15 protein-coding genes and 3 tRNA genes are annotated in these 15,501 nt (G+C 69.7%); 2 read left to right on the top strand and 16 right to left on the bottom strand.

What is annotated here, in order from left to right; all coding sequences use genetic code 11:
- Nucleotides 1-12: 12 nt before the first annotated feature.
- The 11 genes from AC1HIL_RS07950 to trpE form a co-directional block, all read right to left on the bottom strand.
- Nucleotides 13-87 (bottom strand) — tRNA-Thr (locus AC1HIL_RS07950).
- Nucleotides 88-118: 31 nt separating this feature from the next.
- Nucleotides 119-192: transfer RNA gene (locus tag AC1HIL_RS07945), tRNA-Gly, on the bottom strand.
- A 65-nt stretch (nucleotides 193-257) separates the two neighbouring features.
- A tRNA-Tyr gene (locus tag AC1HIL_RS07940) sits at nucleotides 258-343 on the bottom strand.
- 110 nt (nucleotides 344-453) lie between these two features.
- Nucleotides 454-1,161: a uracil-DNA glycosylase gene (locus AC1HIL_RS07935; protein WP_057597588.1), complete on the bottom strand. Its 708-nt coding sequence runs from the start codon at nucleotides 1,159-1,161 to the stop codon at nucleotides 454-456.
- A complete protein-coding gene (gene trpC / locus AC1HIL_RS07930) occupies nucleotides 1,158-1,958 on the bottom strand; it encodes an indole-3-glycerol phosphate synthase TrpC (protein ID WP_057597585.1) in 801 nt (266 codons plus the stop codon). The genes AC1HIL_RS07935 and trpC overlap by 4 nt, the downstream gene beginning before the upstream one ends.
- A 32-nt stretch (nucleotides 1,959-1,990) precedes the next feature.
- Nucleotides 1,991-3,013, bottom strand: coding sequence for an anthranilate phosphoribosyltransferase (gene trpD / locus AC1HIL_RS07925; protein WP_261217018.1), 1,023 nt, complete (start codon nucleotides 3,011-3,013; stop codon nucleotides 1,991-1,993).
- Between the two features lie 21 nt (nucleotides 3,014-3,034).
- Nucleotides 3,035-3,694, bottom strand: a complete 660-nt coding sequence (locus tag AC1HIL_RS07920) for a LysE family translocator (protein ID WP_479671538.1) — start codon at nucleotides 3,692-3,694, stop codon at nucleotides 3,035-3,037.
- Between the two features lie 27 nt (nucleotides 3,695-3,721).
- Nucleotides 3,722-4,780 (bottom strand): low-specificity L-threonine aldolase, encoded by a 1,059-nt coding sequence (ltaE, locus tag AC1HIL_RS07915; protein WP_479671537.1) that lies wholly within the window; start codon nucleotides 4,778-4,780, stop codon nucleotides 3,722-3,724.
- A gap of 4 nt (nucleotides 4,781-4,784) precedes the next feature.
- Complete coding sequence (locus tag AC1HIL_RS07910; protein WP_057597579.1) at nucleotides 4,785-5,369, bottom strand: anthranilate synthase component II; 585 nt, start codon at nucleotides 5,367-5,369, stop codon at nucleotides 4,785-4,787.
- Nucleotides 5,366-5,758 carry a GxxExxY protein gene (locus AC1HIL_RS07905; RefSeq protein ID WP_209542402.1) on the bottom strand — a complete coding sequence of 131 codons (393 nt, stop codon included), beginning with the start codon at nucleotides 5,756-5,758 and terminating at the stop codon, nucleotides 5,366-5,368. Before AC1HIL_RS07905 ends, AC1HIL_RS07910 begins: the two co-directional genes overlap by 4 nt.
- Nucleotides 5,755-7,257: an anthranilate synthase component I gene (gene trpE / locus AC1HIL_RS07900; protein WP_479671536.1), complete on the bottom strand. Its 1,503-nt coding sequence runs from the start codon at nucleotides 7,255-7,257 to the stop codon at nucleotides 5,755-5,757. Before trpE ends, AC1HIL_RS07905 begins: the two co-directional genes overlap by 4 nt.
- A 340-nt stretch (nucleotides 7,258-7,597) precedes the next feature.
- On the opposite strand from trpE, the gene AC1HIL_RS07895 reads away from it, so the two are divergent.
- Nucleotides 7,598-8,227, top strand: a complete 630-nt coding sequence (locus tag AC1HIL_RS07895) for a chalcone isomerase family protein (RefSeq protein WP_479671535.1) — start codon at nucleotides 7,598-7,600, stop codon at nucleotides 8,225-8,227.
- Nucleotides 8,228-8,242: 15 nt separating this feature from the next.
- On the opposite strand, the gene AC1HIL_RS07890 is transcribed toward AC1HIL_RS07895, so the two are convergent.
- Both AC1HIL_RS07890 and AC1HIL_RS07885 read right to left on the bottom strand, forming a co-directional pair.
- Nucleotides 8,243-8,971, bottom strand: coding sequence for a phosphoglycolate phosphatase (locus tag AC1HIL_RS07890; RefSeq protein ID WP_479671534.1), 729 nt, complete (start codon nucleotides 8,969-8,971; stop codon nucleotides 8,243-8,245).
- A gap of 55 nt (nucleotides 8,972-9,026) precedes the next feature.
- Nucleotides 9,027-10,016, bottom strand: coding sequence for an ornithine cyclodeaminase family protein (locus AC1HIL_RS07885; protein ID WP_479671533.1), 990 nt, complete (start codon nucleotides 10,014-10,016; stop codon nucleotides 9,027-9,029).
- A gap of 109 nt (nucleotides 10,017-10,125) precedes the next feature.
- Between AC1HIL_RS07885 and AC1HIL_RS07880 the strand changes: the two genes are divergently transcribed.
- Complete coding sequence (locus AC1HIL_RS07880) at nucleotides 10,126-11,019, top strand: LysR substrate-binding domain-containing protein (RefSeq protein ID WP_413761574.1); 894 nt, start codon at nucleotides 10,126-10,128, stop codon at nucleotides 11,017-11,019.
- Between the two features lie 25 nt (nucleotides 11,020-11,044).
- Here AC1HIL_RS07880 and AC1HIL_RS07875 read toward each other — a convergent pair whose 3' ends face one another.
- Genes AC1HIL_RS07875 through AC1HIL_RS07865 form a run of 3 tightly spaced genes read right to left on the bottom strand, consistent with a single transcriptional unit; the run spans nucleotide 11,045 to nucleotide 15,431 of the window.
- Nucleotides 11,045-11,821: an enoyl-CoA hydratase/isomerase family protein gene (locus AC1HIL_RS07875; RefSeq protein WP_479671532.1), complete on the bottom strand. Its 777-nt coding sequence runs from the start codon at nucleotides 11,819-11,821 to the stop codon at nucleotides 11,045-11,047.
- On the bottom strand, nucleotides 11,818-13,791 hold the full coding sequence (locus tag AC1HIL_RS07870) for an acetyl/propionyl/methylcrotonyl-CoA carboxylase subunit alpha (RefSeq protein WP_479671531.1): 1,974 nt from the start codon (nucleotides 13,789-13,791) through the stop codon (nucleotides 11,818-11,820). Before AC1HIL_RS07870 ends, AC1HIL_RS07875 begins: the two co-directional genes overlap by 4 nt.
- 17 nt (nucleotides 13,792-13,808) lie before the next feature.
- Nucleotides 13,809-15,431, bottom strand: coding sequence for an acyl-CoA carboxylase subunit beta (locus tag AC1HIL_RS07865; RefSeq protein ID WP_479671530.1), 1,623 nt, complete (start codon nucleotides 15,429-15,431; stop codon nucleotides 13,809-13,811).
- Between the last annotated feature and the right edge of the window lie 70 nt (nucleotides 15,432-15,501).

Raw genomic sequence — 15,501 nt, 5'->3', positions numbered from 1 at the left:
CCTGGGAAAAACTGGTGCCCTTTGCGGGAATCGGACCCGCGACCTCTCCCTTACCAAGGGAGTGCTCTACCACTGAGCCAAAAGGGCATTTGCCATAACCTGCATCAAACTCGGTCTCTGGAGCGGGAGACGGGAATCGAACCCGCGTCATCAGCTTGGAAGGCTGGGGTTCTACCATTGAACTACTCCCGCATCGGGGGCACTTCAAGGCACCCAAAGCGCTAGATCCAATCGCTCTTAGAAACCAAATTCATCGCTGGTGGAGAGGGCTGGATTCGAACCAGCGTACTCGTTAGAGGGCAGATTTACAGTCTGCTGCCATTAACCACTCGGCCACCTCTCCGGCGAACCTCGAAATATAGCACGGTTTTGTGACTATGCAGAAACCCGAGCACCGAAAGGAGCGAAGGAAACCGTTCGAGGAATGAACTGCGGGCGATTATCCGCGAATTTTCAGGCCCCCTTCTGGTGCGCCTCGCGCCAGGCGCGCGCTTCGCCGAAATGTCCGCATCCGATGAACGGAACGGGCGGGCGCAAGGCTGAGAGCGGCGACGGATGATTCGACATCAGCACCTTATGGCGGCCAACGTCGATCAACGCACGCTTACTCTGCGCGTGCGAGCCCCATAGCATGAAAACAACAGGCTTCGGGCCGTCGGAGACATGGCGGATCACGGCGTCCGTCAGCACCTCCCAGCCGCGCCCCGAATGGCTGGCCGGCTGGGCCTCCTCGACCGTGAGGCAGGTGTTGAGCAGCAGCACGCCATGCGTCGCCCACTTCACCAGGCTGCCGCCCGGGTTCGGGAACGGCGGCGGCGGCGTGCCGAGGTCGCGCTGAAGCTCCTTGAAGATGTTGCGCAACGAGGGTGGCAGCGCCACGCCGGGCGCCACGGAGAAGGCCAGCCCCTCGGCCTGGCCGCGCCCGTGGTACGGGTCCTGCCCCAGGATCACGACACGCACGTCCTCGGGCGGCGTGAGCTCCAGCGCGCGCAGCGGCTGCGGCGGGAAGATCACGGTGCCCGCATCGAGACGCTCGCGCAGGAAGGCCTGCAGCTTCTGCCCCACGGCACCGCCGAAGAAGCCATCGACCAGCGGCTGCCAGCCCGGCGCCACCGGCCAGTCGGCGGGATCGCTGCTCGACAGCTGATCCGCGCGGCTCATTTGAACAACGCCGCGAGGGCTTCGCCAGGCTCCTCGGCGCGCATGAAGGCCTCGCCGACCAGGAAGGCATGCACGCCCGCGGCGCGCAGCGTGGCGACGTCCTCGCGCGTGGCGATGCCCGATTCGGTCACCGCGAGGCGCTCCTTCGGCAGGCCCGGCAGCAGGCCGATGGTGGCCTGGATCGAGACCTCGAAATTGCGCAGGTTGCGGTTGTTGACGCCCACCAGCGGGGTCTTGAGGCGCAGCGCGCGCTCGAGCTCGGCCGCGTCGTGCACCTCGACCAGCACAGCCATGCCCAGCCCGTGCGCGATGGCCTCGAAGTCCTTCATCTGCGCGTCGTCGAGGCAGGCGGCGATCAGCAGGATCGCATCGGCGCCGATCGCGCGCGATTCGTACACCTGGTAGGCATCGACGATGAAGTCCTTGCGCAGCACCGGCAGCTCGCACGAGGCGCGCGCCTGCTTCAGGTAGTCGATGCCGCCCTGGAAGAACTGCTTGTCGGTCAGCACCGAGAGGCAGGCCGCGCTGATCTTGCCGTCGCCTTCGGCATAGCTCTGCGCGATGTCGGCCGGAATGAAATCGGCGCGCAGCACGCCCTTGCTCGGGCTGGCCTTCTTGACTTCGGCGATCACGGCGGCCTGGCCGGCCGCGATCCTGGCGCGCAGCGCGCCTTCGAAATCGCGCGTCAGCACGCGGCTTTCGGCGTCGAAGCGAACCGCCTCCAGCGGGCTGCGCTGCTTCGCGGCGGCCACTTCCTGGTGCTTGACGGCGACGATCTTGTCGAGGATGTCGGACATGGCTTCTCTCTTGCTCCTGCTGGATTCCTGGCTCAGACCGAGGTGGTGACCCGCACCAGTTCGGCGAGCTTCGCCTTGGCCGCGCCCGAAGCGATGGCCTCGCGCGAACGCGTCACGCCCGCGGCCACCGAGTCGACCACGTTGGCCGCGTACAGCGCCGCACCGGCGTTGAGCAGCACGATGTCGAGCGCCGGGCCGGCCTGATTGTCGAGCACGCCGAGCAGCATCGCCTTCGACTGCTCGGGCGTCTCCACGCGCAGCGCGCGGTTGCTCGACATCTGGAAGCCGAAGTCCTCGGGGTGCAGCTCGTACTCGCTGATCTCGCCGTTCTTGAGCTCGCCCACCATCGTGGCCGCGCCCAGCGAGATCTCGTCCATGCCGTCGCGGCCGTAGACCACCATCGCATGCTCGGTGCCCAGGCGCTGCAGCGCGCGCACCTGGATGCCCACCAGGTCGGGATGGAACACGCCCATCAGGATGTTGGGGGCGCCGGCCGGGTTGGTCAGCGGGCCCAGGATGTTGAAGATGGTCTTGATGCCGAGTTCCTTGCGCACCGGCGCCACGTTCTTCATGGCCGGATGATGGTTCGGCGCGAACATGAAACCGATGCCCGACTGCTCGATCGAGCGCGCGATCTGCTCGGGCTTGAGGTTGATGTTGACGCCCAGCGACTCCAGCACGTCGGCACTGCCCGACTTGCTCGACACGCTGCGCCCGCCATGCTTGCTGACCTTGGCGCCGGCCGCGGCCGCGACGAACATCGAGCAGGTCGAAATGTTGAAGGTGTGCGAACCGTCGCCACCGGTGCCCACGATGTCGACCAGGTTCGTGCTGTCGGACACCGGCACCTTGGTCGACACCTCGCGCATCACCTGCGCGGCGGCGGTGATCTCGCCGATGGTCTCCTTCTTCACGCGCAGCCCGGTGATCAGCGCGGCCATCATCACGGGCGAACACTCGCCGCTCATGATCAGCCGCACGATGTGCAGCATCTCGTCGTGGAAGACTTCGCGGTGCTCGATGGTGCGCTGCAGCGCTTCCTGGGGGGTGATCATGGAAAGTCTCCTCGGGATGAATCAGCGGCCGATGCGCGCCGCGGGGGCGTCGGTGAACGCGAGCTTGAGGCCGAAGCCGATGAAAAGAACGCCGGCGGCGCGGTCGAGCCAGTGCATGCCCTTCTGCACGGCACCGCGGCGCGCCATCCAGCCCGCCGCCAGCGCCCAGCCCACGTTGACGGGGATCGCGTTGAGGTTGAACAGCACGCCGAGCAGCACGAAATACAGCGCCTTGTTTTCCGCCCCGGGCGCGATGAACTGCGGCACGAAGGCCAGGAAGAACAGCGCCACCTTGGGGTTAAGCACATTGGTCCAGAAGCCGCCGAGGAAGATCGCCTCCAGGCTGCGCGCCCCGGTGGCCGCCGCGGCCTGCGCCAGGTCGGTCGGCGGCGCGGCGCGCGACAGCAGCATGCGCACGCCCAGGTACAGCAGGTAGGCCGCGCCGATGTACTTGAGCACCGCGAAGGCCGCGGCCGAGGTCGCCATCAGCGTGCCGACGCCAATGGCCGCCGCGAAGATGTGGACGAAGCAGCCGGCGGTGATGCCGAGCCCGGCGACGATGCCGGCTCGCACGCCCGAGCGCAGCGAGTTGGTGACCACGTAGAGCACGTCGGGCCCCGGCGTCAGGTTCAGCAGCCAGCCGGCGGCGATGAAGGCCAGCAGATGGGGAAGATCGGGCATGGCGTTCTCCTCTCCTCGAACGACGGATCAGGCGGCGAAGTAGGCCCGGATCGCGGCCACCGCGCGGTCGACACCGGCGGCATCGACATCGAGGTGCGTCACGAAGCGCAGCCGGTACAGGCCCGTGGCCAGGATGCCCTGGCGCTCGAGGCTCTCGATCAGCCCCGCCGAGCGCGCCCTGGCCTCGCCCTCGAGGTCGACGAAGACGATGTTGGTGTGCGGCATCTCGAGCTTCAGCCCCTCGATGCCCGCGAGCCCCTGCGCGAGGCGCAGCGCCAGCGCATGGTCGTCGGCCAGCCGGTCGACGTGGTGCTCGAGCGCATGCGCGGCCGCGGCCGCGAGCAGCCCGGCCTGGCGCATGCCGCCGCCCGCCATCTTGCGGATGCGGTGGGCGCGCGCGATGAAGTCGCGCGAACCGACCAGCGCCGAGCCGATCGGCGCGCCCAGGCCCTTGCTGAAGCACACCGACACGCTGTCGAAGCATTGCGCGATGCGGCGCGCCTCGGCGCGCACGTCGGTGCTTCCGTTCTTCGCCGCCTGCGCGGTCGCCGCGTTGAAGAGCCGCGCGCCATCCAGGTGTCGCTGCAACCCGTGGCGCGCGGCGAGTTCGGTCGCCGCCTGCACGTAGTCGAAGGGCAGCAGCTTGCCGCCCAGCGTGTTCTCGAGCGCCAGCAGCCGGGTGCGCGCGAAGTGCGCGTCGTCGGGCTTGATCGCCGCCTCGATCTGCGCGAGCGGCAACGTGCCGTCGGCCGCGTGGTCCAGCGGCTGCGGCTGCACGCTGCCGAACACCGCCGCGCCGCCGCCTTCCCAGCGGTAGCAGTGCGCCATCTGACCGACGATGTACTCGTCGCCGCGCCCGCAGTGCGCGAGGATCGCGCTGAGATTGCTCTGCGTGCCGGTCGGCACGAACAGCGCCGCCTCGAAGCCCAGCAGCGCCGCGATCCTCTCCTGCAGCGCGTTCACGCTCGGATCGGTGCCGAAAACGTCGTCGCCCAGCGGCGCCGCCATCATGGCGTCGCGCATCGCCGGCGTGGGTTGCGTGACGGTGTCGCTGCGAAGGTCGACGATGGCGCTGCGGTCGGTCATGGCTTCAGTCCAGGAAGTTCTTGAGCATGGCGTGGCCGTGCTCGGTGAGTATCGATTCGGGGTGGAACTGCACGCCTTCGATGCGCACGTCGTGCGCATACCCGGTGTGCCGCACGCCCATGATCTCGCCGTCGTCGGTCCAGGCCGTGACGGCCAGCGCCTCGGGGCAGCTCGCGCGCTCGATCGACAGCGAGTGGTAGCGGTTGACGACGAAGGTCTTCGGCAGCCCCGCGAACACGCCCTCCTGCGTGGTCGTGATCTCGCTGGTCTTGCCGTGCATGAGCTGCTGCGCGCGCACGATCCTGCCGCCGAAGGCCGCGCCGATGGCCTGGTGGCCGAGGCACACGCCGAGAATGGGCAGCTTGCCCGCGAAGGCCTCGATGGCCGCCACCGACACGCCCGCTTCCGCCGGCGAACACGGCCCGGGCGACACCACCAGCCGCGTCACGCCCGAGGCGATCAGCTCGCCGATCTGCGCGACCGTGATCTCGTCGTTGCGATGCACCTGCACATCCGCACCCAGCTCGCCGAAGTACTGGACGATGTTGTAGGTGAACGAATCGTAGTTGTCGATCATCAGCAGTTTCATGGCTTGCTCACAATCCGGTGCACGCCCTTGACGACGGGGAACACGTTGAAGTTGATCAGGAGGCCCAGCTTGAGGCCCGACAGGCGCAGCGCGGCGAGCACCTGCGCGCGATGCAGGTCGGTCAGCGCGTCGACCGCCTTGAGTTCGACGATGACCGATTGCTCGATCACGAAGCCCGCGCGATAGACCTCGCCGAGCGAACGGCCCTTGTAGCTCGCCGACAGCGGCACATCGCGCGCGAAGCCGATCTCGCGCTCGGCGAGCTCGATGGCCAGCGCCGCGGCATAGGCGCGTTCGTCGAGCCCCGTGCCGAGCACGCGCTGCACCTCGACGGCGGCGCCGATGATCTCGTGCGAGAAATCGTTCTGGATATCGGGTGCGTTGCTCATTCCAGGCCTTCCTCGACCAGTTCGGCCGCACGCAGCAGCGCGCGCGCCTTGGCCTCGGTCTCCTTCCACTCGAGCTCGGGCACCGAATCGGCCACCACGCCGGCCGCGGCCTGCACGTGCAGCACCTGGTCCTTCACGATGCCGGTGCGGATCGCGATCGCGACGTCCATGTCGCCCGCGTAGCTGATGTAGCCGCAGGCGCCGCCGTACAGGCCGCGCTTGGTGGGCTCGAGCTGGTCGATCAGCTCCATCGCATGCACCTTGGGCGCGCCGGTCAGCGTGCCGGCCGGGAAGGTGGCCTTGAGCACGTCGATGGCGGTCATGCCGTCCTTCAGCGTGCCCTCGACGTTGCTCACGATGTGCATCACGTGGCTGTAGCGCTCCACCGCGAAGGCTTCCGTCACCTTCACCGTGCCGGTCTTGGCGATGCGGCCGATGTCGTTGCGCGCGAGGTCGATCAGCATCACGTGCTCGGCGCGTTCCTTGGGATCGCTGATCAGCTCGACCTCGGCCGCCTTGTCGAGCTCGATCGAGGCACCGCGCGGGCGCGTGCCGGCCAGCGGGCGGATGGTGATCTTCTGCTCGCCCTCGCCGGTGTGCTCCTGGCGCACCAGGATCTCGGGCGAGGCGCCCACCACGTGGAAGTCGCCCAGGTGGTAGTAGTACATGTAGGGCGAGGGATTGAGCGAGCGCAGCGCGCGGTACAGCGACAGCGGCGACTCGGTGTAGCGCTTGCTGATGCGCTGGCCCACCTGCACCTGCATGAAGTCGCCGGCGGCGATCATCTCCTTGGCGCGCTCCACCGCCGCGAGGTAGTCGGCCTTGGCGAAGCTGCGCTCGGCCGGATGCGGCTGCGTGGGCTTCACGATCGGCGCGCTCACCGAGTACTTGAGCTTCTCCTTGAGCTCGCGCAGCCGGCGCTTGGCGTTGGCATAGGCCTCGGGCTGCTTGGGATCGGCATAGACGATCAGGTAGAGCTTGCCCGAGAGGTTGTCGATGACCGCCAGTTCCTCGCACTGCAGCAGCAGGATGTCGGGGCAGCCGAGCGTGTCGGGCGGGCAGCTCTGCTCGAGCTTGCGCTCGATGTGGCGCACGGTGTCGTAGCCGAAGTAGCCGGCCAGCCCGCCGCAGAAGCGCGGCAGCCCGGGCCGCAGCGCGACCTTGAAGCGCTTCTGGTACTGCGCCACGAAGTCGAGCGGATTGCCCGCGGCGGTCTCGACCACCTGGCCGTCGGTCACGACTTCGGTGACGGCCTCGGCACCGAAGCCGCTGGCACGCAGCAGGGTGCGCGCCGGCAGGCCGATGAAGCTGTAGCGGCCGAAGCGCTCGCCGCCCACGACCGATTCGAGCAGGAAGCTGTGCTTGCCGCCGCCCTGCGAATGGGCCAGCTTGAGGTACAGGGACAGGGGGGTTTCGAGGTCGGCAAAGGCCTCGGCCATCAGCGGGATGCGGTTGTAGCCCTGGGCGCTGAGGCTCTTGAATTCGAGTTCGGTGATCACGTGTCGTTCTCCGGAAAGCCGGCCCGGCGCGCTTTCATCGGCCGGGAGCGGTCTCATTCACAAACAGAGGAGGTGGTTCGGCGTCGATGCGTCCGGAACCGCGGGCGCACGGCGTGCGCCGTGCAATCAAACAGGCAGCGTCGATGGCGTACGCCAGGGCCAGGCTCCCCGGCTGCCTTCACCTGTTTGATGGATGTGATGAACGAACATGAGGGCCGGAGTTTAGCCCACGAAAACGACAGCACGCGCAAGGCCGGGCTTCAGGGTTCCCCCGGAGCCGAAGCGATAAAACGAAAAGATACATTCGCACGACCGTTCGCAAATTCCAGAGGAGGCCGCCTTGTCCGCACGCTCGACCGCACTTCCGCTCGTGTCACGACCGCTCGCGCGCCTGTGCCTGCTGGCCGGTCTCGCCGCGGCGCTGGCCATCGCCTCTCCGGCGCGCGCCGCCCCGGTCGATGTCGCGGGCGTCAAGCTCGAGGACAGCCTCGATCTGCGCGGCACGCCGCTGCAGCTCAATGGCGCCGGCGTGCGCTACAAGGCCATCCTCAAGGTCTACACGGCCGGCCTCTACCTGGGCCGCAAGGCCTCGACCCCCGAGGAAGCGCTGGCCGTGCCCGGCCCGAAGCGCGTGGCGATCACCATGCTGCGCGACATCGACGCCAACGAGCTCGGCAAGCTCTTCATCAAGGGCGTGGAGGACAACTCGCCCAAGAGCGAGATGGGCCAATTGATCCCAGGCCTCTTGCGCATGGGCCAGATGTTCGCCGACCAGAAGCAGCTCAAGGCCGGCGACACCTTCACCATCGACTGGCTGCCCGGCACCGGCACGCTGATCACGGTGCGCGGCGTGCCGCAGCCCGATCCCGTGAAGGAGCCCGCCTTCTTCAACGCGCTGCTGCGCATCTGGCTCGGCCCGAGCCCGGCCGACTGGAAGCTCAAGGACGCGCTGCTCGGCAAGCCATCCTGAGCGGCGGCCGAAGCTTCAGTCGCGCGGCGCCGCCAGTTCGGCCAGCGAATCGACGAAGCCGTCGGCATCGACCGCGCGCACCGGCTCGCCGTGGTTGTAGCCGTAGGTGACCAGTACCACCGGGCAGCCGGCCGCGCGCGCGGCACGCGCATCGTTGCTCGAGTCGCCGATCATCAGCGTGCGCGCGGGCTGCGTGCCCAGCGCCTCGCAGGTCTTCAACAGCGGCAGCGGATCGGGCTTCTTGCGCTCGAAGGCATCGCCGCCGAACACGAGTTCGAAGAAGCCATCGAGCCCCTTCTGGGCCAGCAGCGGCTTCGCGAAGGCCGTCGGCTTGTTCGTGAGGCAGGCCAGCTTCAACCCCCGGTCGCGCAGCGCCCGCAGCCCCTCGACCACGCCCGGATACACCGCCGCATGCTGGCCGTTGATCGCGAGGTAGTGGTGCTGGTAGCGCTCCCAGCCGCGCTCGAACTGCGCCTGCGCGCGTGCCAGGGCGGCGGGTGCGTCGGCACCGTCCGCCGCGGCCACGTATTGCAGCGCCGACAGGATCAGGTGCTCCGAACCCTTGCCGATCATCAGTTCGATGCGCTCGCGCGGCAGCGTGGCGAGGCCGAGGTCCTCGAGCATGCGGTTCAGGGCCACGGCGAAATCGCCGAGCGTGTCGATGGTGGTGCCGTCGAGGTCGACGATGGCGGCGTCGAAGCGGGTGGAGTCGAAATCGATGGAGTTCAAGGAAGAGGGGCTCATGGCGTTGCGAAGACTGCCCGCGACTTTACAGAGCCCCGCTGGCGGATGACGTGGCTCACCACGCCATCGCCGCGCCGCCGCCTTCGCGCAGCGCGGCCGCATGGGCCAGGTTGGCCGCCACCATGTCCTCCATCGCGATGCCCATGGCCTTGTAGACCGTGATCTCTCGCGCATCGCGCCGCCCCGGCGAAGTGCCGAGCACCACTTCGCCGAGCGTGGTCGCGCGCCGGCGGTCGCAGCCCGCGAGCTCGGCGCAACCCACGGGCACCGGCTCGAAGGCATCGAGCGTCTCCACGAACAGGCGCGCCTCGCGCGCGAGCGCCACCGGCAGTTCGCCCGCCGGCGGGTGGTAGCCGACCGAGGACACGTGGGCCCCGGGTTTGAGCCACTCGGGCCGGATCACCGGCTGGGCGCTGTGGCTCGCGAGACAGACGATGTCCGAGTCGCGCACGGCCGCCTCGATGTCCTCGCCGGCCTGCGCGAGCGGATGCCGCGCCGCGAGCCGCCGCGCCTCCTCGGGATGCAGCGCGCAGACATGGATGCGCTCGAGGTCGCGCACCAGCGGCAGCAGCCGCAGGTGCTCGCGCGCCTGCACGCCCGCGCCCACGATGGTCGCGACGCGCGCGTCCGGGCGCGCCAAGAGCCGCGCCGACAGCACCGCCGAAGCGGCCGTGCGGATGCCGGTGATGAAGGTGCCGTCCATCACGCACGAGGCCATGCCCGTCTCGGGCTCGAACAGCAGGATCATCGCGAGGTGGTTCGGCAGCCCGAGCGCGAGGTTGCCGTCGAAGACGTTGACCACCTTGATGGCCATCTGCATCCCCGGGCGCCACGCGGGCATCGCGAGCGAGAAGCCCTGGCCCGGCACCGTGAGCTCGGGCCGCGCCGGCGACTGCACCTCGCCGCGCGCGAGCGCACGAAAGCCATCCTCGAGGCCGTCGAGCAGTGCGCGCGGATCGAGCAGGCGCGCCACCTCGGCTTCGCTCAGCGTCATGACGCGGCGCGGTCCCTTCGCGATCTCGAACGCCGCAGGCTGGTTGCTCATGTGAATTTCCTTCATTGATGTGAAGGGGAATTCTGCGAAGCCGCCTTGCTTCGTTCAATTGATTCGTTCTGCATTGACGTGAAGCAAACTCACTTCTAGGATCGCCGGCATGCCGCTGCCCCTGTTCCTGCTCACGAAGCTGCGCGCCTTCGAGTCGGTGGCCCGCCACGGCAGTTTCAAGCGCGCGGCCGAGGAGCTGCACGTCACGCAGTCGGCCCTGAGCCACCACGTGCGCCATCTCGAGACCGAGCTCGGCATGCCGCTGGTGCTGCGCTCGCACCGCCGCATCGAGCTCACGGCCGAGGGACGCCAGCTCTGCGCCGATTGCGCCCAGGGCTTCCAGGGCCTCGAGGCCGCGATCGACCGGCTGCGCCGCGCCGCGCGGCCCGACACGCTGACCTTGAGCGTCGCCCCGTACTTCTCGGCGCGCTGGCTCACGCCGCGCCTCGGGCGGCTCTGGGCGCGGCATCCACGGCTGCACCTGCAGTTGCACCATGCCTACCAGCCCGCCGATTTCCTGCGCGATCCGGTCGATGCCGGCATCGGCTGGGGCGACGGGCGCTGGCCCGGCGTCGAGGCCCGGCTGGTCGTGCCGGGCACGCTCGCGCCCGTGTGCAGCCCTGCCCTCCTGGCCACGCTGCCGCGCAAGCCCAGGCCGCGCGACCTGCGCGGCCGCCGCCTGTTCCACGAGTTCGATGCCGCGCACTGGAGCGCCTGGTTCGCAACGGCGGGAGTGGAGGCTGGCCCGCTCGACACCACCCGCATCGACGACTCCCACGCGCTGCGCCGCACCGCGCTCGACGGCCATGGCTTCGCGCTGTTCTTCACGGCGCTGGTGCGCGAGGACCTCGATGCCGGATTGCTGGTGGCGCCGTTCGCGCACACCGTCGATCCGGGGAGCGCCTACTACCTCGTGCGTCCCGCGGACCGCGCGCCGAGCGCGGCGCTGCAGTCGTTCACGCAGTGGCTCATGGACGAGGTCGCCAGCGCGCCCTTCGCCTGACAAGGTGTGAGCCTGCCCGCCGCGCTCAGCGCCCGGTCCAGACCGGCCGGCGCTTCTCGTTGAACGAGGCCAACCCTTCCTTCGCATCCTGCGTGCCCGCGAGCAGCGCGATCTGCCCCTCGGTGAAGGCGATGCCTTCGTCGAAGGACATGGCCTCGAGCGCGCGCATCGCGTACTTGCCGCGGCGGATCGCGGTCGGCGACTTGTCGGTCAGGCGCGCGAGCAGCCACTGCGTCTTGGCATCGAGTGCGTCGGCCGACACCACGTGGTTCAGCAGGCCGGCGTCCTTCGCCTCGGCCGCGCCGAAGGGCTCGCCGCTCAGGCACCACTCGCGCAGGATGCGGCGCGGCACGATGCGCTGCAGCAGGCTCAGCACCTGCATCGGGAACAGGCCGATCTTCACTTCGGGCAGGCCGAACTGCACCGTGTCCGCGGCCACCGCGAGGTCGGTCATGCACAGGAGGCCGATGCCGCCGGCCATGCAGGTGCCGTTGATGCGCGCGATGCTCGGCAGGGTGCCGGCCTGCGTCTCGCGCAGCAGGTCGGCGTAGTCCAGCGTGGGCTGCGCGAGGTCGAACGCGAAACCCGCGCCGGGCTGCAGGTCGCCGCCGGCGCAGAAGGCCTTCTCGCCCGCGCCGGTCAGCACGATGGCGCGCACCTCGGGATCGGCATGCGCGAGGCGCCAGCCTTCGCGCAGGCCGGCCACCACCTCGGCGTTGAGCGCATTGCGCTTGTCGGGACGGTTGATGGTGATCCAGAAGGCGCGGTCGCGCTTCTCGTGCAATACGGCGGCGGTGCTCATGGCGCGACTCCTTCGGCAACGGGGGCATCGACCTCGATCTCGGCCACGACGCGGCGCGCCTCGACCTGGTCGCCGATGCGCACATGCAGCGCGGCCAGCCGGCCGCTGACCGGCGCGGCATGCACGTGCTCCATCTTCATCGCCTCGAGCGTGAGCAGCGGCTGCCCCGCGCGCACGACCTGGCCGGGCTCGGCCAGCACCGCGACCACGCGGCCGTTCATCGAGGCGCGCAGCTTGCCGTCGCCGCCGCCCGCGCCGCCCTGGCGTGCGGAAGCCGCGCGCGTGGTGTCCTCGATGCGCAGCGCACGGTCGCGGTACTGCAGCCACAGCTGGGTGCCGTCGCGCCAGTACGCGGCGCTCTCGTGCACGCCATCGCAGGCGAAGCGCACGCTGTCGCCGCCGTGCTCGATCAGTTCGATCGCAAAGGGCTGCGCATCGAGCGTGACCCGGAACTGGCGCGACCCGGTAAGCACCACGCTCGCATGCCGCGTCTGCCCCGCGAGCTCGAAGCGCAGCGAGATCGGCAGCTTGTGCGGCAGCCGCCGCGCCTGCGCGTCGTCGGCGCGCTCGTACAGCAGCACCGCCGCGAGCGCGGCCGCGCGTGCGGCCGCGGCCTCGTCGGCCTGCAGCAGCGCCGCCTGATGCTCGCCGATGAAGGCCGTGGTGGCACCGCCCGCCGCGAACACCGGATGCACGAGGCAGGCGCGCAGGAAGGCCTGGTTGGTCGTCACGCCCAGCGCCACCGCATCCTCGAGCCCCGTGGCCAGCTTGCGCCGCGCCTCCTCGCGCGTGCGGCCATGGGCCACGAGCTTGGCGATCATCGAGTCGTAATACGGCGGCACCTCGGCGCCCGAATGCAGCGCATGCTCGGCGCGCAGTTGCGGCGGCATCCGCCACAGCGCGAGCGTGCCGCTCTGCGGCACGAAGCCCTGCGCCGCATCTTCCGCGCACAGCCGCACCTCGATCGCATGGCCCTCGAAGCGCACGTCCTGCTGCGCGAGAGGCAGCGGCTCGCCCGCGGCCACGCGCAGCTGCAGTTCCACCAGGTCGAGGCCCGTCACGGCCTCGGTCACCGGATGCTCGACCTGCAGCCGCGTGTTCATCTCCATGAAGTAGAAATGGCCGTCGCCATCGAGCAGGAACTCGAGCGTGCCCGCGCCCTCGTAACGGATCGCCCTCACGGCCGCCACCGCGGCCGCGCCCATGCGCTCGCGCAGCGCGGCGTCCACCGCCGGTGAAGGCGCCTCCTCGATCAGCTTCTGGTGCCGCCGCTGCACCGAGCAGTCGCGCTCGCCCAGGTGGATCGCATGGCCGTGGCGGTCGGCGAAGACCTGGATCTCGATGTGCCGCGGCTGCGCGATCGCGCGCTCGAGGATCACCTCGGGATCGCCGAAGGCGCTCTGCGCCTCCGAACGCGCGCTGCGCAGCAGGGGTGCGAACTCCTCGGCCGACGGCACCAGCCGCATGCCGCGCCCGCCGCCGCCGGCCGTGGCCTTGATCATCACCGGGAAGCCGATGCGCGCGGCTTCCCGCGCGAGCCGCTCCTCGCCCTGGTCCTCGCCCTGGTAGCCCGGAATGCAGGGCACGCCCGCGGCCTGCATCAGCGCCTTGGCGCCGGCCTTGTGGCCCATGGCCTCGATGGCTTCGGCCGAGGGGCCGATGAAGACCAGCCCGGCCTCCTCGCAGGCGCGCGCGAAGGCGGCGTTCTCGGCCAGGAAGCCATAGCCCGGGTGCACCGCGTCGGCGCCGGTGCGGCGCGCGGCCTCGACGATGGCCTCGATGCGCAGGTAGGACTGCGCGGGCAGCGCCTCGCCGATGCACACGGCCTGGTCGGCCTCGCGCACATGGCGCGCGCCGGCATCGGCGCTCGAATACACCGCCACCGTGCGGTAGCCGAGGGCGCGCGCGCTGCGCATCACGCGCAGCGCGATCTCGCCGCGGTTGGCGATCAGGATCTTGTGGAAGGTCATGGACTGCGTCCCCTCGCTCATGGCCGCGCCACCGAGAACTGCATCGGCTGCGGCTCGCGCAGCTCGGCCTCGCGGCACACGGCCAGCAGCTTCGCGAGCACGGCGCGCGTGTCGCGCGGATCGATCACGCCGTCGTCGAGCACGTGCGCGCTGGTGGTGAACACGCTCATCTGGCTGTCGAAGCGCTCGACGATGCGGCGCTCCATCTCGGCAAGCTTCGCGCGGTCGATCTCGCCGCCCTTGCGCCGCATCGCGGCCTCGGTCACGTTGACCATGGTCTGCGCCGCCTGCTCGCCGCCCATCACCGCCGTGCGCGCGTTGGGCCACGAGAAGCAGAAGCGCGGATGGAAGCCGCGCCCGCACATGCCGTAGTTGCCGGCGCCGAACGAAGCGCCGCAATGGATGGTGATCTGCGGCACGGTCGCGTTGGTCACGGCCTGGATCATCTTCGAGCCGTGCTTGATCATCCCGCCCTCCTCGTGCGCGCGCCCCACCATGAAGCCGGTGGTGTTCTGCAGGTAGAGGATCGGCGTGCGCGACTGGCAGCAGGCCTGGATGAAGTGCGCGGCCTTGGTGGCGCCCGCGTTGTCGATCGGGCCGTTGTTGGTGACCACGCCCACGGGCAGCCCCTCGATCTTGAAGTGGCCGACCACGGTGGCGCTGCCGTAGCCGGCGCCGAACTCGAGGAACTCGGAGTCGTCGGCGATGCGCGCGATCACCTGCTTCATGTCGACCGGCCGCTTGAGGTCGGCCGGCATGATGCCCAGCAGTTCCTCGGCGTCGAAGCGCGGCGGCTTGAAGCGACGCGGCGGCGCTGCCGGCAGCTCGCGGTTCCAGTCGATGTGGGCGAGGATCTCGCGCGCGATGCGGATCGCGTCGCGGTCGTCCTCGGCCAGGTAGTCGCCGAGCCCCGACACCGAGCTGTGCATGAGCGCGCCGCCCAGTTCCTCCTCGGTCGCGATCTCGCCCGTGGCGGCCTTCAAGAGCGGCGGCCCCGCGAGGAAGGCGCGCGAGCGGTCGCGCACCATCACGATGTAGTCCGACAAGCCGGTCTGGTAGGCACCGCCCGCGGTCGAGGAACCGTGCGTGACGGTCAGCACCGGCAGGCCGGCGGCCGACAGCCGCGCGAGGTTGCGGAACAGGCTGCCGCCGGTCACGAATTCCTCGACCTTGTAGGTCATGAGGTTGGCGCCCGCGCTCTCGACCAGCTGCACGTAGGGCAGCCGGTTCTCGAGCGCGAGCTCCTGGATGCGCAACTGCTTCGGAATGCCCATGGGCTGCAGCGCGCCGGCGTCGATGCCCGAGTCGGAGGCATTGACCATCACGCGCAGGCCCGAGACCTGGCCGATGCCCGCGATCACGCCGCCGCCGGGCACGCTCTTGTCGAGGTCGGGGTTGTCCAGGCCCAGCCCGGCCAGCGAGCACAGCTCGAGGAAGGGCGTGCCGGGGTCGAGCAGCAGCGACAGCCGCTCGCGCGGCAGCAGCTGGCCGCGCTTCTCGAAGCGTTCGCGCGAGCGCTCCGAGGTGGCGGCGGCGCGCTGCTCGCAGCCGCGTACGCGCTCGAGCAGCGCGAGCATGTGGGCGCGATTGGCCTGGAAGGCTTCGCCGTGGGGGGAGAGGGTCGATTCGATGGTGGCCATGGGTCTGCGGAAGAGTCCATGGCAGCTTAGGCAGCGCCCCCCGGGGCGTCTTGTGCCCAGTGGCTGGGGA

The organism is Variovorax sp. ISS6 (genome assembly GCF_056523145.1).
This window is presented reverse-complemented; position numbering and strand designations above follow the sequence as displayed.